This is a genomic window from Streptomyces sp. NPDC087844, from assembly GCF_044742785.1.
Classification (GTDB): Bacteria; Actinomycetota; Actinomycetes; order Streptomycetales; family Streptomycetaceae; genus Streptomyces.
This window is the reverse complement of the sequence record NZ_JBIUVD010000001.1, coordinates 438,094-455,815: the sequence shown is the minus strand read 5'-3', so window position 1 is coordinate 455,815 and position 17,722 is coordinate 438,094. Positions and strand designations below refer to the sequence as shown.

Below are 17,722 nucleotides of genomic sequence, written 5' to 3'. Positions count from 1 at the left end.
GTCAGCTCTTCACCAGGAGACCGCGGCTGCGCAGCACCCACCGCTCCAGCGGACTGAAGATGAGCAGGTCGATGGCGATACCGACGATCAGGATGAGGAGGATGGCCAGGAACACCATGGGCATGCTGTTGGCCGTACGGCCGTTCTCCAGCAACTGGCCGAGGCCGACGCCGAGGTCGGGCGAGGACGCGATGATCTCGGCGGCCATCAGCGAACGCCAGGAGAACGCCCAGCCCTGCTTCAGCCCCGCGAGATATCCGGGCAGCGCGGCCGGGATCACGATGTGCCAGGTACCGCGCAGGCCCGTCGCGCCCATCGTGCGGCCCGCCCGCAGGAACAGCGGCGGGACCTGGTCGACGCCGGAGACGAGCCCGTTGGCGATCGAGGGGACCGCGCCGAGCAGGATGACCGCGTACATCATCGAGTCGTTGAGGCCGAGCCACAGCACGGCCGGCGGCACCCAGGCCACCGACGGCAGCGACTGGAGTCCCGACAGGATCGGGCCGATCGCCGCGCGCACGAACTTCACCCGCGCGACGAGCAGCCCCAGCGGGGTGCCGATGACGAGAGCCATCAGGAAGCCCAGCAGACCGCGCGAGACGCTCGTCCAGATGTATTCGAGGAGCGTGCCCTCCAGCCAGGCCTCCTGGACCTCGTCCCAGACCGCGGACGGGGCCGGCAGCTTGTAGCTGTCGGTGACTTCCGCCCACACCAGGACCTGCCAGATCACCAGCACCAGGGCCACGGCGACCATAGGGGGGAAGATCTTCTCCACGAAGGTCTTACGGAACGGAACCCTCTTCGTCTGGACCGTGTCCAGCGCGTCGAGACCGGCTTCCAGTCCGGCGAGATCCCCGCCGCTGTCCCCGGGACCGCTGTCCCCGGGACCGCTGCCCCTGGGACCGCCGTCCTTGACCGGGCCCGCCCCGGACGCGGACTCGGCGGCGCTCGTCTCAGTGCTGGCCATGACGGCGGATCTCCCCACGCAGTTGTTCGGTGATCTCGACGGACAGTTCCGCCACGGCGGGGTCCTCGATGCGGCGCGGCTGCGGGATGTCGACCGTCCACTCCCGCGCGATACGCCCCGGGCGCGAGGACAGCAGCACCACGCGCTCGGCGAGCCGTACCGCCTCGCGCACGTTGTGCGTCACGAACAGCACCGACACGTTCGTCTCGCGCCAGATACGGGTCAGTTCGTCGTGCAGCACGTCCCGCGTGATGGCGTCGAGGGCCGCGAACGGCTCGTCCATCAGCAGCAGCCGGCTGTCCTGCGCGAGCGCGCGGGCCAGCGCGACCCGCTGCCGCATACCGCCCGACAGCTCGTGCACCCGCTTGCCGTACGCGCCCTTCAGCCGGACGAGCTCCAGGAGCTCCTCCGCCCTGGTACGGCGGTCGGCCTTGGGCCGGCCCCGCAGTTTCAGGGCCAGCTCGATGTTCTTGCCCGCGGTCAGCCACGGGAAGAGGGCGTGCTCCTGGAACATCAGGGCAGGGCGGCCTTCGGTGCTGATGCCGCCCGCGGACGGCTTGTCGAGCCCCGCGACCAGATTCAGCAGCGTCGACTTGCCGCACCCGGAAGCCCCCAGGAGGGTGACGAACTCGCCGGGCGCGACATCGAGCGTGATGTCGTCCAGGACGAGCTGCTGCCCGGCGGGGCCGGCGAAGGACTTCGAGACGTGCTCGATCCGGGCGGCGTACTCCACCGACGTACCGGTGTCGGCGTCGGCGGTCTTGGCGAGGGCGGTTGCCATGGTCGTCACCTCCTGGGAACTCATGGGTGTGCGGGCCCGAACTCTCGGCTGTCCGGGCTTACTTGACGCCGAGACCGGCGTCGTCGACCGCGCTCGCGCCCTCGGCCTTGAGGACCTTGTTCAGCGGTGCGAGGTCGTAGATGCCGTCGAGCAGCGGCTTCTCCAGCAGACCGGCCTTCACCGCGTGCTCGGCCTCGCTGTTGAGGGTCGAGGCCAGCGGGTCGTCGGTGAACTGGATCGACTTCCACGCCGGGTCGATGACCTCGGCGGGCAGCTCCTTGCCGGACAGCGCCTTGAGCTTGGTGTTGGCGGCGGCCTTCGCCTCGTCCGGGTTGGCGTTGATCCACTTGTTGGTCTTCACCGAGCCGCGCAGCACGGCCTCGACGACGTCCGGGTGCGCCTTCAGGAACTTCTGCGACACGATGATGTTCGTGATCACGAACTTCTTGTCCGGCCACAGGTCGGCCTCGTCGAGCAGCACCTTGGCGCCCTCGGCGACCAGCTTGGACGCGGTCGGCTCCGGCACCCACGCGCCGTCGATGGACCCCGACTTGTAGGCGTCCGGCGTGATCTTGTTGTCCGTACGGACCACGGAGACGTCGCCCTTGCCGCTCTGGGCGTCCACCTTCCAGCCCTGCTCGGCGATCCAGTTGAGGAACGCCACGTCCTGCGTGTTGCCCAGCTGCGGGGTGGCGATCTTCTTGCCCTTGACGTCCTTCAGGGACGTGATCTTCTTCGGGTTCACGACGAGCTTCACCCCGCCGGACGCCGAACCGCCGATGATCCGCAGGCCCTTGCCGTCGGTCGTGCTGTAGCCGTTGATGGCGGGGGAGGGGCCGATCCAGCCGATGTCGATCGAACCGGAGTTCAGCGCCTCGATCTCGGACGGACCCGCGTTGAACTGGGAGTACGAGGCCTTCGTGCCCCCGAGTTCCTTCTGCAGCAGTCCCTCCTGGTCACCCACGAGTGCGGTGGCGTGCGTCAGGTTCGGGAAGTAGCCGATCCGGACGGTGTCGGCGGAGAGCTTCTTGCCCTCGGCCGCGACCTTCGTGGTGTCCTCGTCCTTGTCGGAACCGTAGCCGCAGGCGGCGAGGGTGAGGAGGGGAAGTGCGGCGGCCACGGCGATGCCGCGGCGAAGCAGTGTGGAGCCCTTGGCAGGCACGGGAGGGTTTCCTCTCGTCGGCCCGGCGGTCACGGTTCTTCAGGTCGTGGCCGGGAGGTCGGCAGGTCTTCGTCGTATCCGCGACGGCGGGCGGGGGGACGGGGCGCGCAGGCAGTGCGCGTACGTCAGCACGCACATCGTGCGACTCCGCCCTGCCCGGCACCGAGGGCGCCGCTGCCGACGCGGCCGCCCTCCTTCGCGAATGTGGAGTAGAAGTCCGTGGTGGCCGTCATGTCAGAAGTCCCACCCGTCCTCGTCCGCCTCGGCCCTGACCGGCTCCGGGGAGGCGAAGGACTCGCCGACCATGCCCGCGGTGAGCGTGGTGCCGTCCGCGGGGTCGATCAGGATGAACGAGCCGGTGCGCCGCGAGTCGGCGTACGAGTCCACCGGCAGCGGCTCGGCGGTACGGATCTTCACGCGGCCGATGTCGTTGGCGACCAGGTGGCCCGGGTGCGGGTGCAGGGACAGGTCGTCGAGGGTCAGCCGCGAGGGGATGTCCTTGACGAGGGCCTTGACCGTGCGGGTGCCGTGCTTGAGCAGCACCCGGTGGCCGATGGTCAGCGGCGCGTCGGCCACGTGGCAGACCGTCGCCTCGATGTCCTGCGTGGTCGCGGGCGCGTCCTTGGTCGGCACGATCAGGTCGCCGCGCGAGATGTCGACGTCGTCCTCCAGGAGGACCGTCACCGACTGCGTCGTCCAGGCCAGGTCGACCGGCTCGCCCAGCAGGTCGATCGAGGCGATCCGCGAGGTACGCCCGGAGGGCAGCACGGTGACCGCCTCACCGACGCGGAACGCCCCGGCCGCGATCTGACCGGCGTACCCGCGGTAGTCCGGGTGCTCGGCGGTCTGCGGGCGGATCACGTACTGCACGGGCAGCCGCGCGTGGCAGGTCGCGAGATCGTGGCTGACCGGCAGGGTCTCCAGGTGCTCCAGGAAGGTGGGGCCGCCGTACCAGTCCATGTGCGCGGACGGGTCCACCACGTTGTCCCCGGCGAGCGCGGAGATCGGGATCGCGGTGATCTCGGGAACGCCCAGTTCGGACGCGTACGCCGTGAATTCCTCGGCGATCGCGGCGAACACCGGCTCCTGGTAGTCGACCAGGTCCATCTTGTTGACGGCGAGCACGACGTGCGGGACGCGCAGGAGGGCGGCGATGGCGGCGTGGCGGCGGGTCTGCTCGACGACGCCGTTGCGGGCGTCGACGAGGACCACCGTCAGTTCGGCGGTGGACGCCCCCGTCACCATGTTGCGGGTGTACTGCACGTGGCCGGGGGTGTCGGCGAGGATGAAGCGGCGCTTGGCGGTGGCGAAGTAGCGGTAGGCGACGTCGATGGTGATGCCCTGTTCGCGTTCGGCGCGCAGGCCGTCGGTGAGCAGGGCGAGGTCGGGGGTGTCCTGGCCGCGGTTGCGTGAGGCGTGTGCGACGGCTTCGAGCTGGTCGGTGAGGACCGACTTGGAGTCGTGGAGCAGGCGGCCGACGAGGGTGGACTTGCCGTCGTCGACGGAACCCGCGGTCGCGAACCGGAGCAGCGTCGTCTCGGACAACTGCTCGACCGACAGCGGTTCGACGGGTTCGGTGGGCTCGATGGTGCTCGTCATGGCTAGAAGTACCCCTCGCGCTTGCGGTCTTCCATCGCGGCCTCGGACATCTTGTCGTCGGCGCGGGTGGCGCCGCGCTCGGTGAGCCGGGAGGCGGCGATCTCGGTGATCACGGCCTCCAGGGTGGTGGCGTCGGAGTCGACCGCGCCGGTGCAGGACATGTCACCGACCGTGCGGTAGCGGACCTGCCGTTTCTCGATGGTCTCGCCGTCCTTGGGGCCGCCCCATTCGCCGGCTGTGAGCCACATGCCGGCCCGCTGGAAGACGTCCCGTTCGTGCGCGAAGTAGATCTCGGGCAGTTCGATGCCCTCGCGGGCGATGTACTGCCACACGTCGAGTTCGGTCCAGTTGGAGAGCGGGAAGACGCGGACGTGCTCGCCGGGGGCGTGGCGGCCGTTGTAGAGGTTCCACAGTTCGGGGCGCTGGCGGCGGGGGTCCCACTGGGAGAACTCGTCGCGCAGGGAGAAGACGCGCTCCTTGGCGCGGGCCTTCTCCTCGTCGCGGCGTCCGCCGCCGAAGACGGCGTCGAAGCGTTCGGCCTGGATTGTCTCGGTCAGCGGCACGGTCTGCAGCGGGTTACGCGTCCCGTCGGGGCGCTCCTTGAGGGCGCCGCGGTCGATGTACTCCTGCACGGAGGCCACATGCAGGCGCAGGCCGTGCTTCTTGACCGTGCGGTCGCGGTACTCCAGGACCTCGGGGAAGTTGTGTCCGGTGTCCACGTGCAGGAGTGAGAAGGGCACCGCGGCGGGCGCGAACGCCTTCAGTGCCAGGTGCAGCATGACGATGGAGTCCTTGCCGCCGGAGAAGAGCACCACCGGACGCTCGAACTCACCCGCCACCTCGCGGAAGATGTGCACCGCCTCGGACTCCAGAGCGTCCAGGTGACTGAGGGCGTACGGGCTGTCGGTCCCCTCCTCGGAGACGTCGGCGACGGTCGTCGTCATGCGAGACCCCTCTCGGCGAGCAGCGCGTGAAGCGCCGCCGCGGACTCCTGCACGGACTGGGTGTGCGACTCGATGCGCAGATCGGGCGACTCGGGCGCCTCGTACGGGTCGTCGACCCCGGTGAGCCCGGAGATCTCACCCGCCGCCTGCCTGGCGTACAGGCCCTTCACATCCCGCTCGCTGCACACCTCGACCGGCGTGGCGACATGCACCTCCAGGTACGCGGCACCGCTCGCCTGGTGGCGCTTGCGCACCGCCTCGCGGCTGTCGGCGTACGGGGCGATGACGGGGACGAGCGTCTTGACGCCGTTGCGGGACAGCAGGTCGGCGAGGAAGCCGATGCGCTGGACGTTCGTGTGCCGGTCCTCGCGGCTGAAGCCGAGGCCCGCCGTCAGGAACGTACGGATCTCGTCGCCGTCGAGCACCTCGACGCGGTGGCCCTCCTCGCGCAGCCGTCCGGCCAGTTCGTACGCGATGGTGGTCTTGCCGGCGCTCGGCAGACCCGTGAGCCAGATGGTGGCTCCGGTCACTTGGTTCTCCTGGTTCATCGAGGTCGTCGAGCCGGTCACGGTCGTCGCGGTCGTCAGGGGCGTCGCGGTCATGGTCAGCCGTGCAGTCCGCACTCGGTCTTCGCGCTGCCCGACCAGCGGCCGGCGCGCGCGTCCTCGCCCTCCAGCACCCGGCGGGTGCAGGGGGCGCAACCGACGGACGGGTAGCCGTCCATGAGCAGCGGATTGGTGAGGACACCGTGCTCGCTCACGTACGCGTCCACGTCGTCCTGGGTCCAGCGGGCGATCGGCGAGATCTTGACCTTGCGGCGCTTCTCGTCCCAGCCGACGACAGGGGTGTTCGCCCGGGTCGGCGACTCGTCGCGGCGCAGTCCCGTGGCCCAGGCGCGGTACTTGGTCAGCCCCTGCTCCAGCGGTGCGACCTTCCGCAGCGCGCAGCACAGGTCGGGGTCGCGGTCATGGAGTTTCGGCCCGTACTCGGCGTCCTGCTCGGCCACGGTCTGCCGCGGGGTGAGGGTGATGACGTTGACGTCCATCACGGCCTCGACCGCGTCCCGGGTGCCGATGGTCTCGGGGAAGTGGTAGCCCGTGTCGAGGAACACGACGTCCACGCCGGGGTTCGCGCGGGACGCGAGGTGGGCGACCACCGCGTCCTCCATCGAGGAGGTGACGCAGAACTGCTTGCCGAAGGTCTGCACGGCCCACTGGAGGATCTCCAGCGCGGAGGCGTCCTCCAGATCGCGGCCGGCCTGCTCGGCGAGCGCCTTGAGCCCGGCGTCTGTCTCGGTATCAGTAGCGGTATCAGTAGCGGTATCGGTCCGAACGGCTGTCATATCTCGTCCCCTCCACCGTCGTTGCGCTGAAGTCCACGGGTCAGCAACCCGAGGAACTTCAACTGGAAGGCTCGGTTGCACGCCCCGCATTCCCACGCGCCGTGGCTCTGCTCGCCGGGACGCAGGTCCTCGTCGCCGCAGTAGGGGCAGTAGAAGGGCGCCGCACGCTCACTCATGTCAGCGACTCCTCGGAAGCGCGGGTGGCCCACGTCGCGAAGCGCTCGCCGTCCGCGCGCTCCTCCTCGAAGCGCTTCAGGACCCGCTCGACGTAGTCGGGCAGGTCGTCCGCGGTGACCTTCAGACCGCGGACCTTGCGGCCGAATCCGGCTTCGAGCCCGAGCGCGCCGCCCAGGTGGACCTGGTAGCCCTCGACCTGGTTGCCCTCGGTGTCGAGCATCAACTGGCCCTTGAGACCGATGTCCGCGACCTGGATACGGGCGCAGGCGTTCGGGCAGCCGTTGATGTTGATGGTGACGGGCTCGTCGAACTCGGGCATCCGGCGTTCGAGTTCGTCGATCAGCGAGGCGCCGCGCGCCTTGGTCTCGACGATGGCGAGCTTGCAGTACTCGATGCCGGTGCAGGCCATCGTGGAGCGCCGGAAGGTGGACGGCCGGACCCGTAGATCGAGCGCCTCAAGACCCTCCACCAGGGAGTCGATCCGCTCCTGCTCGATGTCGAGCACGATCATCTTCTGCTCGACGGTGGTCCGCAGACGGCCGGAGCCGTGCGCCTCCGCCAGCTCGGCGATCTTCGTGAGGGTGGTGCCGTCCACGCGGCCCACGCGCGGGGCGAAGCCGACGTAGAAGCGGCCGTCCTGCTGCCGGTGCACGCCGACGTGGTCGCGCCAGCGGGCGAGCGGCTGGTCGGGGGCCGGGCCGTCGACCAGCTTGCGCTGCAGGTACTCGTCCTCCAGGACCTGGCGGAACTTCTCGACACCCCAGTCGGCGACCAGGAACTTCAGACGGGCGCGCGTACGAAGGCGCCGGTAGCCGTAGTCGCGGAAGATCGACAGGACGCCGATGTGGACGTCGGCGACCTCGTCGAGCGGGACCCAGGCCCCGAGGCGCTGGCCGATCTTCGGGTTGGTGGAGAGGCCGCCGCCGACCCAGAGGTCGAATCCGGGGCCGTGCTCCGGGTGGTTCACGCCGACGAAGGCGACGTCGTTGATCTCGTGCGCCACGTCCAGGAGCGGCGAGCCGGAGACCGCGGTCTTGAACTTGCGGGGCAGGTTCGAGAAGTCCTTGTTGCCGATGACCCGGCGGTGGATCTCCTCGATGGCGGGCGTGCCGTCGATGATCTCGTCCTCGGCGATACCGGCGACGGGCGAGCCGAGGATCACACGGGGCGTGTCACCGCAGGCCTCGGTCGTGGACAGCCCGACGGCCTCCAGGCGCTCCCAGATCTCCGGGACGTCCTCGATGCGGATCCAGTGGTACTGGACGTTCTGCCGGTCGGTGAGGTCGGCGGTCCCGCGCGCGAACTCCTGCGAGATCTCGCCGATGACCCGCAGCTGCTGGGTGGTGAGGCGCCCGCCGTCGATCCGTACCCGCAGCATGAAGTACTTGTCGTCCAGCTCCTCCGGCTCCAGGATCGCGGTCTTGCCGCCGTCGATGCCGGGCTTGCGCTGGGTGTAGAGCCCCCACCAGCGCATACGGCCGCGCAGATCGTTGGGGTCGATCGAGTCGAAGCCCCGCTTGGAGTAGACCGTCTCAATGCGCGTCCGCACGTTGAGACCGTCGTCGTCCTTCTTGAACTGCTCGTTGCCGTTGAGCGGGGTGTAGTGACCCACGGCCCACTGGCCCTCACCGCGGTGACGGCTCACCTTGCGGCGGGGCGTTGCGGCAGCGGGATCCTGCGGAGTGGCGGCCATGGTTTCTACGTCCTTCGGGACAGACGGATGCGGCTCTGACCTGCGCGTACGAATGCGTACGGGCATGCGTGCGCGGCATTGCGCAAGTCGAGACAGGGGGGATGTCGGTAGTGCTGGGCACGGGGGCGTGGCCCCTGGTGCCGTGGGTCAGCGGACCGGACAGATGGCGCTGGACATGCGGCCGAGGTCGACGTGCCGCCGACTCACCAAGGCAATTCCAGTTCCAGACATGACGGAAGCGTGTCACGGCGATCTGGACACAGTCCAGCTTCGTCCAAAATGCGGACACCCTTGTCCCGGAATGCGAGACAAGGGTGGTGACGGTCACAAGATCCGGTGCGGATCACATCCCGCCAGGTCAGCCGACCCGCGCTCCGGGCCAGGGCCCGGGGGCGGCCACGTCCGGCTCCTCCTCCACCTTGGTGTCGAAGAGCTTGAAACCGCGGCGCAGGTAGTTGTCCATCGCGTGCTCCCCGTCCTTGCTGCATGTATGCAACCAGACGCGCTTCGTCGGCGCGCGCCCCGGCCGGCGGTCGGCCAGGTCCCAGGCCCGTGCGACGCCGTACGAGAGGAGGTGTCCGCCGATGCGCCGGCCGCGGAACGCCGGGATCAGCCCGAAGTAGACGATCTCCACGACGCCGTCGTCCTGCGCCTCCAGTTGTACGTAGCCGGCGGGTGTCCCGCGGTCGTACGCGACCCAGGTCTCCACGCCCGGCCGCTCCAGGTCCTCGCGCCACTGCGCGTACGTCCAGCCGAGCCGGTCCGTCCAGCGGATGTCGCCGCCGACGGAGGCGTAGAGGAAGCGGCTGAACTCGGGGGAGGGCACCTCGGCGCGGACGATCCGGACGTCACCGTCGGGCGCGGCGGCGGGCAGCCCGTCGGCCGGGGCGGTCTGCTCCAGGGACCAGGTGGTCACGGCGATGCTCATGCGGGCCAGCGAACCACGGGGACGGGCTTCCCTCCAAAGCGGGATGCCCGTCCCTGCGGCGGGTCACTGCACCGAGTCGTCGACCACCGACAGCGGGACCGAGTACAGCACCCGCTCCGGGATCGCCGGCGCCTCCCACGCGTTGTCCTTGTTCGCCGCCCACTCGGTGAGCGTCCACAGCTCGCCGGTCTCCTGCCAGTACGACAGCGACTCGGTGTGCCGGCCCCAGCAGGCGTACGACGTTCCGCCGTCGCCGCACTGCGCGGCCTTCGCGGCGCTCTCGTTCTGGCGCCAGAGCGTGCCGTGTCTGTCGCGGCTGCCCGGCGCGTAACCGGTGTACCAGTCGGCCTTCTCCGCCCCGTCCGGCTTGTGCGAGAGGACGCCCTGCAGCCCGACGGCCTTCGTCTCGTACGCCTCGTCGGCGTCCACGATGTCACCGGCGCTGCTGCCGAGCAGGCCCGCGCGGTCGCTCGCGGTGCTGTAGTGATAGCGCCAGACGCGGGCCGGTTCGGTGCCGCCGGAGCTGAACCACTCGTTCGCGACCAGGCTGTCCGGTGTCGAGGTGCGGTCCAGGGAGACCGACGCGAAACAGGGACGCCCGTTGTTGTCGCTCGCGCCGCACGCCCCGCCGGTGAGGTTGTACGAACCCATGGCCGGCAGCACGTACTGGTAGCCGCGCGCCGACCAGCCGCCGCTCACCCTGCCGATCTCGGTGCTGTTCACATCGGCCCGCAGGACGCGGTTCATGTCGAAGACGAACAGGGCGTTGTCGTGATCGGCGCCGTTCTTCGCGGTGACGATCAGCTTGTCCTGGTACCAGACCATGCCGCCGACGTGCGAGCGGACGGCTCCGAAGTCCTTGCCGCCGGAGAGCGGGGCGACCAGCAGGACCCAGCGGTACCTGAGGTTCTTCGGGTCGTTCGCGTCGATGAAGGCGACCCGGGCCAGACCCTTGTCGGCCGCGGGTTCGCCCGCCTTGTGGTCGTTGTGGGTCCAGCCCGCCAGGATGACCCGGTCGGAGCCCCACCTGCCGTCGTTGTCGGCGTCCCCGGAGGTGGTGACGGACTGCGGCAGCCACTTCTGCGTCGTGGCGTCCCCGCTGTCCCAGCAGTACGCGCGGGACGCGGTGGGCTCGACAGGCAGGGCGGCCGACTCGGTCGCGTCGCAGTCGGCCTGGTTGCGCATCGGGTGGTTGGCGCTCCTGAGGACGGCGTCGACCCCGACGGACCCGCCCATTTTGCTCTGCAGGGTGTCGAGCGTCGACTCGGCGACCAGGTTCTCGTGCAGTTGCAGCTTGCCGATCTCCGACGACGAGGTGAGCGGCTTCAGGGGGCCGGGGTTGTCGCTGCCGGCGGCCTGCGAGGTGGTGATGATGGTGGCGGCGGCGGTGAGGGCGAGGGCGGCCCCGGACAGGGTGGCCCGCAGGACACGCCCCTTGTTCCGGCGGCGATGTCTGCCTCGATATGTCATAGGTCCTCCCGTCGGCGGCCAACTGCCTCCTGCGATCCGGCGGTTGGGCCGGAGGAGACGGATGTGGGGGGCCGTGGGTTGGATGGTACGGCAGAGGGGGGCGAGCCTGGTCGAATACCCGGTAATAGGTCGGGATTGCGCCCAATGGCTCCCGCGGGGGAGTCCCGCGGGCGAGGGGGATGCCGCTGTCACCCCGGCCGGTGGTCCGCGCGGCCCGCCTCCACCGGTCCGGTCGCGGTACCCGTGACGCGTGAGCGCACCACCCCCGGAGCCGTCGAACACGGAAGCAGGTCGAGAGGGTCGGTGGGGAGGACCAGCTGTACGTCCGCCGTCTCGCGGAAACGGTACGGCCGGTGCTCCAGGACGGCTCCCAGATAGCGGCGCACCCGCGACATCTCGGCCCGTACGGTCACCGTGCGGGCCGGGTCGCCGAACATGTCGTCGGCCAGGGCCGCGGCGCTGCGGCCGGTGCGGTGCAGGGCGAGCGGGTACAGCAACTCGGTGTGGCGGGGGCTCAGTTCGTGGGTCCAGGTGCCCGCCCCGTCCGCCACGGTCACCGACCAGCGGCGCGGCCGTGACACGTCGAGCTCGATCCGGGTGGCGTCGCCCGGCGACCGGCGCCCGTCCGAGGCGCGTATCAGCCAGCCGTCGGTCAGCGGTTCCACCGAGCACAGGCCGATCGACGGCAGCCGGATGCGGTCGGTGCCGGGCGCGGCGGGCAGCGCGACCCGGTCCAGGTGCGGCATGCCCGTGACCGCGGCGGTCCAGCCGTCCCGGTCGACCGCGAGAGCGCGGCCGGTGATCCGGGCGAGGACCGGCGCGGCCACCGAACGCAGCCGGTCCAGCGCGGCCAGATGCCGTTCCCGCAGCCGTGCCTCGGCGAGTTTGGCCACCGAGTCGACCCACGCGAGGGTCGACGGGTGCATCGTCTCCCAGGGCCCGCTGACGTCCACGACACCGATCAGCCGGCCGTCGCGCGGGTCGGTGATCGGCGCGCCCGTGCAGGTCCAGGTGGCGTGCGTGCGGACGAAGTGTTCGGCGGCGAAGACCTGGACGGGGCGGCGGACGACCGCGGGGGTGCCGATGCCGTTCGTGCCGACGACGTTCTCGCCCCAGTGCGCGCCGAGTTCGAAACCGAAGCCGTCGGCCCTGTGCAGCACGGGACGGCTGCCCTCGCGCCACAGCACCCGGCCCTCGCCGTCCGCCACGACCATGATGTGGCGGGTGCTGTCCGCGACCGAAAGCAGTCCTTCGCGCAGCACCGGCAGGACGTGCCGCAGCGGGGACTCCCGTCGCCGTCGCTCGATCTCGTCGCGGTCCAGCAGGCCGGCGCGGAAGTCGTGGTCGGGGTCGACGCCGTCGCGCAGCATGCGCTCCCAGGACTCCCCGATGACCGGGCGCGGCCCGAGCGGCCCCGGCTGCCCGGACAGTATGGCGTCGCGTACCTCGTCGAGTACGCGGGCCGCCCGCGCCGCGTCCCCGGCGGCCAGCCGTGCCACGTCCGTCGGCGAGTGTGCCACCGTGTCCTCCCGAGGGGCCTGAGCGAACAGCCGACAGGGTGCGAGGGCGTTGCAACCCTCTGCAACTCTGGCGCGACGCCCGGTGCGCGGCTGAGACTTTACGACGCACGAGGGTGGTGCCGTGTCGGCGCAGTACCACCCCCGTGCCGAAGCCGGCCGGAAGACGGCTCAGGAGACGGGGCGCGCCCGCTCCACCACCGAGGCCAGGTCGAGCGTGTGCGGCAGCGTCCCCAGCGACGATCCCCAGTCCCCGCCAAGACGTGACGCGCAGAACGCGTCGGCGACCTCCGGCGGCGCGAAGCGCACCAGCAGCGAACCCTGCAGCACCACGGCGATCCGCTCGACGATCCGCCGGGCGCGCCCCTCGACCCCGCCCAGGTCGGCGAGTTCGGTCAGCAGGTTCTTGATCGCGCCGTCCAGCCGGTGATCGGCGCCGCGCGCCAGGCCGACCTCCTGGAGGTACGCGTTCAGGGCGGACGGCTCCCGCTGGAGAGCCCGCAGCACGTCGAGCGCCTGGACGTTCCCGGCGCCCTCCCAGATGGAGTTGAGCGGCGACTCGCGCAGCAGCCGCGGCATGCCGGACTCCTCCACGTACCCGTTGCCGCCCAGGCACTCCAGGGCCTCCGCCACGACCGGGGTACACCGCTTGGTCACCCAGTACTTCGCCGCGGGCACCGCGAGCCGCAGGAAGGCCCGCTCCTGCTCGCCGCCGTCGTCGTACGCGGCGGCGAGGCGCAGCGCGAGGGTCGTCGCCGCCTCCGACTCCAGGGCCAGGTCCGCCAGGACGTTCCTCATCAGCGGCTTGTCGACCAGCCTGCCGCCGAACGCCTCGCGGTGCTCGCAGTGGTGCACGGCCTGCGCGACGGCCTGCCGCATCAGCCCCGCCGAGCCGAGCACACAGTCCAGCCGGGTCGCCGCGACCATCCCCATGATGGAGCGCACCCCGTGCCCCTCGTCACCCACCCGGCGCGCCCAGGTCCCGTCGAACTCGACCTCGGCGGAGGCGTTCGACCGGTTGCCCAGCTTGTCCTTGAGTCGCTGGATCCGGAAGACGTTGCGGGTGCCGTCCGCCAGCACGCGCGGCACCAGGAAGCAGGTGAGCGTGGACCGGCCGCCCTGTTCGCCGGCGGGGCCCGCCTGCGCCAGGACCAGGAAACCGTCCGACATCGGCGCCGAACAGAACCACTTGTGGCCCGTCAGCTCGTACGTCCCGTCCTCGGCGAGCGGACGGGCGGCCGTGGTGTTCGCGCGGACGTCACTGCCGCCCTGCTTCTCCGTCATGCCCATCCCGAACAGGGCGCCGGCCTTCTTCGCGGCCGGGCGCAGGTCCTGGTCGTAGACGGTGGACGTGAGCCGGGGCTCCCACTCGGCGGCGAGCGCCGGGTCGGTGCGCAGCGCGGGCACCGCCGCGTGGGTCATCGACAGCGGGCAGCCGTTGCCCGCCTCGACCTGGCTCCAGACCAGGAAGCCGGCCGCGCGCCGCACATGCCCGCCCGGCCGCGACCAGGCCGCCGTCAGCCCCGCCGACACGCCCTTGCCGAGCAGCCGGTGCCAGGACGGATGGAACTCCACCTCGTCCAGGCGCTCACCGTAGCGGTCGTGGGTGAGCAGTTTCGGCGGGTTCTCGTTGGCCAGCGCTCCCCATTTCTGGACCTGCGCGGACCCGGAGGTACGCCCGAGGGCCGACAGCTCGCTGTGCGCCTCGTCGAGGAGCGCGGGATCGAGATGCCGGCCGACCGCCTCCACGAGGGCCCGGTCGGCGTTGAAGAGGTCGTACGCGACCAGCGGCGGAGCCTGGTTGGTCACGGTGTGGGTGCGGGCTGCCATGACTGCGAACCTACCCGCGGTGCGGCGATCGTCACCAAACTCCCGCCGCACCCCCCGTACGTCGGAGCGCCTTCGTCGTTGTCGGCCGGACGCCAGGCCGGACGTCAGGCCGGACGCGACAGCGCCGCCAGGTCGCCGGAGCCGAGCGTGTCCTCGCCGCGCGGGCTCACCGACCAGCTCGGGCTGTGGACGGTGTCCAGGTAGCGCTCGCCGAGGTCGGGGGCGATGCCCACCGACGTGAGGTCCCGTGCCCCGTGCAGGTCCATCCAGGTGGACGCCCCGCTGACCACCGTGCCGGTGGAGCCGCCGAACAGGAAGCCCCGTGCGGCCAGCCGGCGGCAGACACGGACGGTGTCCACCTCCTCCACGTGCACCACGTCGTCCACGTACGAAGCGTCGAGCATCGGCGGACGTACGCCCATGCCGAGACCCGGGATCAGCCGCGGACGCGCGGGCCCGCCGAAGGTCACCGAACCGGCGCTGTCCACCGCGACGATCCGCACCCGGCGCCGCCACTGCCAGAACCAGCGCGCGCAGCCCATCAGGGTGCCGGTCGTGCCGGCCCCGACGAACAGCACGTCCAGGTCCGGGAAGCGGCGCGCGATGGCGGGCGCCGTGGTGCGGTAGTGCGCCCGCCAGTTGCTGTCGTTGGCGTACTGGTTGAGCCAGACGTACCGGTCGTCCGAGGCACACAGCGCCCGTACGTACGCGATCCGGGCGCCCAGGAAGCCGCCGTGCAGCGCGGGCTCCTCGATGACGTGGACCACGCTGCCCAGAGCTTCCATCATCCGCCGGGTCGCCGGGTTGCAGCGCGCGTCGGTCACGCACCGGAACCCGTAGCCACGGCTCGCGGCGATCACGCTCAGTGCCACGCCCAAATTCCCGGACGACGACTCGACCAGGACGGATCCCGGTCGCAGGGCGCCGCTGCGTTCGGCGGCGTCCACCATCTCGGTGGCCGCCTTCATCTTGATCGACCCCGCGAAGTTGAACCCCTCGCACTTCAGGAAGAGCGGCAGCCCCATCGCCGCCCGCAGGTCGACGTACAGCTCGTTCTCGTTGAATTCCGAAGGATCGGAAATGACAGGCATGAGTCCCCCTCATTCATGCGGCCTTCGTGCGGCGCCGTGCCCACGTCCCGTGCGGCACGGCGCCCGCCGGTCAGCCGTGCCGGCGCAGCTCGTGGAAGAAGCCGTCCACGACGTGCGGCTCGCCCCGCCGGGCCACCTCGTCGTGGACGAACTTGCCGACCGCGAGGTCGAGGACCCCGAGGCCGAAGGGCGAGAAGATCACCGTCCGGTCGGCCGGCACGGTCACCCGCCCGGACAGCACGTCGTCCAACGTGCCGTCGATGAAGTCCCGGCCGCCGCTCAGGCGTTCGGCCAGATGCGGAGACGTCTCCGCCTTCAGGCAGTGCTCGATGTCATCCACGAAGTTGGCCGAGGCGAGCAGGATCTCGGGCGCCAGGTCGCGCAGCGACACATGCAGCACCAGCGGAGCGTGGTCGAACCACCCGAGGTCGTGGATGTGCGGAGCGCCCGCGACGGTGGCGAGGACCAGCAGATCGCTGGAGCGGACCAGCGACTCGGCACTGTCGTGCACGGTGATCCGGCCCTTGGCGCCCGACCGTTCCAGATAGCCGCGGAAACCGGCCGCGCTGTCCGCGGACAGGTCGAACACCCCGGTCTCCTCGAACGACCAGCCGGTGGCCGTGAGATGGGTGTGGATGTGGCGGGCGATCAGCCCGCTGCCGACGAAGCCGACCCGGACCGGCCGGGTGCGGCCCCGGCTGAGCCGGTCGGCCGCGAGCGCCGCGGAGGACGCCGTCCGGGTGGCGCTGATGATCGAGCTCTCCAGGCAGGCGAACGGGTAGCCCGTGTCGTGGTCGTTGAGGATCAGCACGGCCGAGGCACGGGGCAGTCCGGACGCCGTGTTCCCGGGGAAGCTGGAGACCCACTTGATGCCGTCCACCCCGATGTCTCCGCCGATCGACGCCGGCAGCGCGATGATCCGCGACGACGGGCGGTCGGGGAAGCGCAGGAAGTACGACGGCGGGTTCACCGAGTCGCCGGCCCCGTGCAGCCGGTACACCCGCTCGACGAGGTCCGCGATCTCGGACTCCCGCCCCTCCAGGGCCTGCTGGACCTGGGCGCCGGAGACGACGGAGAACGGGGGAGCGGTGAGCGTTCCAGGTGCCCGTGCCTCGGACGCATCGGACACCTCGGGTGCCTCGGACACCGCGGGTGCTTCGGCGGCCTGCGCCGCCTGTTCCGTGCCGGTCGTGCCGGTCGTGCCGGTCATGCGGTCCTCACTTCGGTCGTGGGTGTGCGGTCGGTCAGCCGGACCGGGTCGGCCAGTGCGGCGAGCACCTCGCGCGGACCCTCGAAGGGCTCCCTGCTGTGCGCGGTGCGGATGTTGTCGACGATCATCAGGTCACCGGAGCGCCACGGCTCGCGGACGGTGTGGGCCTCGTACACCTCGTTGATCCGGCGGACGACGTCCTCGCCGATCGGATCGCCGTTGCCGTGGCGGGTGTTGAAGGGCAGCCCGTCGGGGCCGTAGACGTCCATCAGGTACTCCCGCACCTCGGGGTCCATCGTCCACTCGTTGAGGAAGGCGATCTGGTTGAACCAGCAGAGCTGTCCCGTGACGGGGTGCCGGACCACCGCGGCGCGGCGCTGGCGGGTGTGCAGGGAGCCGTCGCCGTGCCAGGCGAACTCGATCGCGTGGGCCCGGCAGTACCGCTCGACGGCGGCGCGGTCCTCGGTGCCGAAGGCCTCGCCGACCGACGCCCCGATCTCGTCGTTGTACGTCCGTGTGAGCAGCCAGCCCTCCCGGGCGAACCGTTCGGTGAGGTCGCCCGGCAGCGCGTCGAGCACGGTGGGCGCGTCGGCGACGGCGGTGGCGCCGCCCCCGGCCGGCGCGTCGAGGCACGCGAACAGCATGAGAGCGGGGAACTCGACCGCGTAACTCAGCTCGTGGTGCATGCACATCTGCTGGTTGGGCGGCCACTTGGTGGAGGAGTACACGCCGTCCGTGTACGTCCGCCGGGGCGCGAAGGACTCCCGGTCGGGCATCAGGCCGGTGGCCAGGCGGCGGAACACGTCCCCGGTCGTGTCCGGGTCGCTCAGACCCAGACCGCGGACCAGGACGCTGCCGTGCTCGGCGACCACGGCGCGCAGCGCGTCACGGTGGACGGCCGCCCAGCCCGCCGTGTCCCCGGCCACGTCGGCGCGCAGGATCGGGGGACTGCCGGGACTCAGGACGACTTCGGGAAGCAGCGTCGGAGTCGAGGACGTCGAGGACATCGTG

At 70.8% G+C, this 17,722-nt stretch carries 17 protein-coding genes; all 17 read right to left on the bottom strand.

The genetic code is table 11. The annotated features are described in order from the left end of the window. Window position 1: 1 nt before the first annotated feature. Window positions 2-967, bottom strand: a complete 966-nt coding sequence (locus ACIOKD_RS01825; RefSeq protein WP_402076731.1) for an ABC transporter permease — start codon at window positions 965-967, stop codon at window positions 2-4. Continuing rightward, window positions 954-1,748 (bottom strand): ABC transporter ATP-binding protein, encoded by a 795-nt coding sequence (locus ACIOKD_RS01820; protein WP_402076729.1) that lies wholly within the window; start codon window positions 1,746-1,748, stop codon window positions 954-956. Before ACIOKD_RS01820 ends, ACIOKD_RS01825 begins: the two co-directional genes overlap by 14 nt. Window positions 1,749-1,806: 58 nt before the next feature. Continuing rightward, window positions 1,807-2,910: an aliphatic sulfonate ABC transporter substrate-binding protein gene (locus ACIOKD_RS01815; RefSeq protein ID WP_402076727.1), complete on the bottom strand. Its 1,104-nt coding sequence runs from the start codon at window positions 2,908-2,910 to the stop codon at window positions 1,807-1,809. 234 nt (window positions 2,911-3,144) lie between these two features. Continuing rightward, window positions 3,145-4,509, bottom strand: coding sequence for a sulfate adenylyltransferase subunit 1 (locus ACIOKD_RS01810; RefSeq protein WP_402076725.1), 1,365 nt, complete (start codon window positions 4,507-4,509; stop codon window positions 3,145-3,147). 2 nt (window positions 4,510-4,511) lie between these two features. After that, a complete protein-coding gene (gene cysD, locus ACIOKD_RS01805) occupies window positions 4,512-5,453 on the bottom strand; it encodes a sulfate adenylyltransferase subunit CysD (protein WP_402076723.1) in 942 nt (313 codons plus the stop codon). Further along, window positions 5,450-6,001 carry an adenylyl-sulfate kinase gene (cysC, locus tag ACIOKD_RS01800; protein WP_402077672.1) on the bottom strand — a complete coding sequence of 184 codons (552 nt, stop codon included), beginning with the start codon at window positions 5,999-6,001 and terminating at the stop codon, window positions 5,450-5,452. The genes cysD and cysC overlap by 4 nt, the downstream gene beginning before the upstream one ends. A gap of 56 nt (window positions 6,002-6,057) precedes the next feature. Continuing rightward, window positions 6,058-6,795 (bottom strand): phosphoadenylyl-sulfate reductase, encoded by a 738-nt coding sequence (locus ACIOKD_RS01795; RefSeq protein WP_402076721.1) that lies wholly within the window; start codon window positions 6,793-6,795, stop codon window positions 6,058-6,060. Further along, the gene (locus tag ACIOKD_RS01790; RefSeq protein WP_402076719.1) at window positions 6,792-6,971 is read right to left on the bottom strand and encodes a hypothetical protein; all 180 of its coding nucleotides are present in this window, start codon (window positions 6,969-6,971) and stop codon (window positions 6,792-6,794) included. Before ACIOKD_RS01790 ends, ACIOKD_RS01795 begins: the two co-directional genes overlap by 4 nt. Beyond that, window positions 6,968-8,665: a nitrite/sulfite reductase gene (locus ACIOKD_RS01785; RefSeq protein WP_402076717.1), complete on the bottom strand. Its 1,698-nt coding sequence runs from the start codon at window positions 8,663-8,665 to the stop codon at window positions 6,968-6,970. The genes ACIOKD_RS01790 and ACIOKD_RS01785 overlap by 4 nt, the downstream gene beginning before the upstream one ends. Before the next feature lie 147 nt (window positions 8,666-8,812). Continuing rightward, a complete protein-coding gene (locus tag ACIOKD_RS01780) occupies window positions 8,813-8,896 on the bottom strand; it encodes a putative leader peptide (RefSeq protein ID WP_349817346.1) in 84 nt (27 codons plus the stop codon). Between the two features lie 127 nt (window positions 8,897-9,023). Then, the gene (locus tag ACIOKD_RS01775) at window positions 9,024-9,593 is read right to left on the bottom strand and encodes a GNAT family N-acetyltransferase (protein ID WP_402076715.1); all 570 of its coding nucleotides are present in this window, start codon (window positions 9,591-9,593) and stop codon (window positions 9,024-9,026) included. 63 nt (window positions 9,594-9,656) lie between these two features. Continuing rightward, window positions 9,657-11,063, bottom strand: a complete 1,407-nt coding sequence (locus tag ACIOKD_RS01770) for a hypothetical protein (RefSeq protein WP_402076713.1) — start codon at window positions 11,061-11,063, stop codon at window positions 9,657-9,659. Between the two features lie 188 nt (window positions 11,064-11,251). After that, window positions 11,252-12,583 carry a GAF domain-containing protein gene (locus ACIOKD_RS01765; RefSeq protein ID WP_402076711.1) on the bottom strand — a complete coding sequence of 444 codons (1,332 nt, stop codon included), beginning with the start codon at window positions 12,581-12,583 and terminating at the stop codon, window positions 11,252-11,254. 168 nt (window positions 12,584-12,751) lie between these two features. After that, window positions 12,752-14,410 (bottom strand): acyl-CoA dehydrogenase family protein, encoded by a 1,659-nt coding sequence (locus ACIOKD_RS01760; protein WP_402076709.1) that lies wholly within the window; start codon window positions 14,408-14,410, stop codon window positions 12,752-12,754. Between the two features lie 104 nt (window positions 14,411-14,514). Continuing rightward, window positions 14,515-15,501, bottom strand: coding sequence for a 2,3-diaminopropionate biosynthesis protein SbnA (gene sbnA, locus ACIOKD_RS01755; RefSeq protein ID WP_402076707.1), 987 nt, complete (start codon window positions 15,499-15,501; stop codon window positions 14,515-14,517). 70 nt (window positions 15,502-15,571) lie between these two features. Then, a complete protein-coding gene (gene sbnB / locus ACIOKD_RS01750; protein WP_402076705.1) occupies window positions 15,572-16,711 on the bottom strand; it encodes a 2,3-diaminopropionate biosynthesis protein SbnB in 1,140 nt (379 codons plus the stop codon). Continuing rightward, complete coding sequence (locus ACIOKD_RS01745; RefSeq protein WP_402076703.1) at window positions 16,708-17,718, bottom strand: TauD/TfdA family dioxygenase; 1,011 nt, start codon at window positions 17,716-17,718, stop codon at window positions 16,708-16,710. Before ACIOKD_RS01745 ends, sbnB begins: the two co-directional genes overlap by 4 nt. Window positions 17,719-17,722 lie beyond the last annotated feature (4 nt).

What these genes read in the sequence shown, in the direction of transcription:
- ACIOKD_RS01810 (WP_402076725.1), bottom strand. Translation starts at nt 4,509, where the DNA reads ATGACGAGCACCATCGAGCCCACCGAACCCGTCGAACCGCTGTCGGTC.
- ACIOKD_RS01775 (WP_402076715.1), bottom strand. Translation starts at nt 9,593, where the DNA reads ATGAGCATCGCCGTGACCACCTGGTCCCTGGAGCAGACCGCCCCGGCC.
- ACIOKD_RS01820 (WP_402076729.1), bottom strand. Translation starts at nt 1,748, where the DNA reads ATGGCAACCGCCCTCGCCAAGACCGCCGACGCCGACACCGGTACGTCG.
- ACIOKD_RS01770 (WP_402076713.1), bottom strand. Translation starts at nt 11,063, where the DNA reads ATGACATATCGAGGCAGACATCGCCGCCGGAACAAGGGGCGTGTCCTG.
- cysC (WP_402077672.1), bottom strand. Translation starts at nt 6,001, where the DNA reads ATGAACCAGGAGAACCAAGTGACCGGAGCCACCATCTGGCTCACGGGT.
- ACIOKD_RS01760 (WP_402076709.1), bottom strand. Translation starts at nt 14,410, where the DNA reads ATGGCAGCCCGCACCCACACCGTGACCAACCAGGCTCCGCCGCTGGTC.
- sbnA (WP_402076707.1), bottom strand. Translation starts at nt 15,501, where the DNA reads ATGCCTGTCATTTCCGATCCTTCGGAATTCAACGAGAACGAGCTGTAC.
- cysD (WP_402076723.1), bottom strand. Translation starts at nt 5,453, where the DNA reads ATGACGACGACCGTCGCCGACGTCTCCGAGGAGGGGACCGACAGCCCG.
- ACIOKD_RS01825 (WP_402076731.1), bottom strand. Translation starts at nt 967, where the DNA reads ATGGCCAGCACTGAGACGAGCGCCGCCGAGTCCGCGTCCGGGGCGGGC.
- ACIOKD_RS01785 (WP_402076717.1), bottom strand. Translation starts at nt 8,665, where the DNA reads ATGGCCGCCACTCCGCAGGATCCCGCTGCCGCAACGCCCCGCCGCAAG.
- ACIOKD_RS01780 (WP_349817346.1), bottom strand. Translation starts at nt 8,896, where the DNA reads ATGTCTGGAACTGGAATTGCCTTGGTGAGTCGGCGGCACGTCGACCTC.
- ACIOKD_RS01790 (WP_402076719.1), bottom strand. Translation starts at nt 6,971, where the DNA reads ATGAGTGAGCGTGCGGCGCCCTTCTACTGCCCCTACTGCGGCGACGAG.
- ACIOKD_RS01745 (WP_402076703.1), bottom strand. Translation starts at nt 17,718, where the DNA reads ATGTCCTCGACGTCCTCGACTCCGACGCTGCTTCCCGAAGTCGTCCTG.
- ACIOKD_RS01795 (WP_402076721.1), bottom strand. Translation starts at nt 6,795, where the DNA reads ATGACAGCCGTTCGGACCGATACCGCTACTGATACCGCTACTGATACC.
- sbnB (WP_402076705.1), bottom strand. Translation starts at nt 16,711, where the DNA reads ATGACCGGCACGACCGGCACGACCGGCACGGAACAGGCGGCGCAGGCC.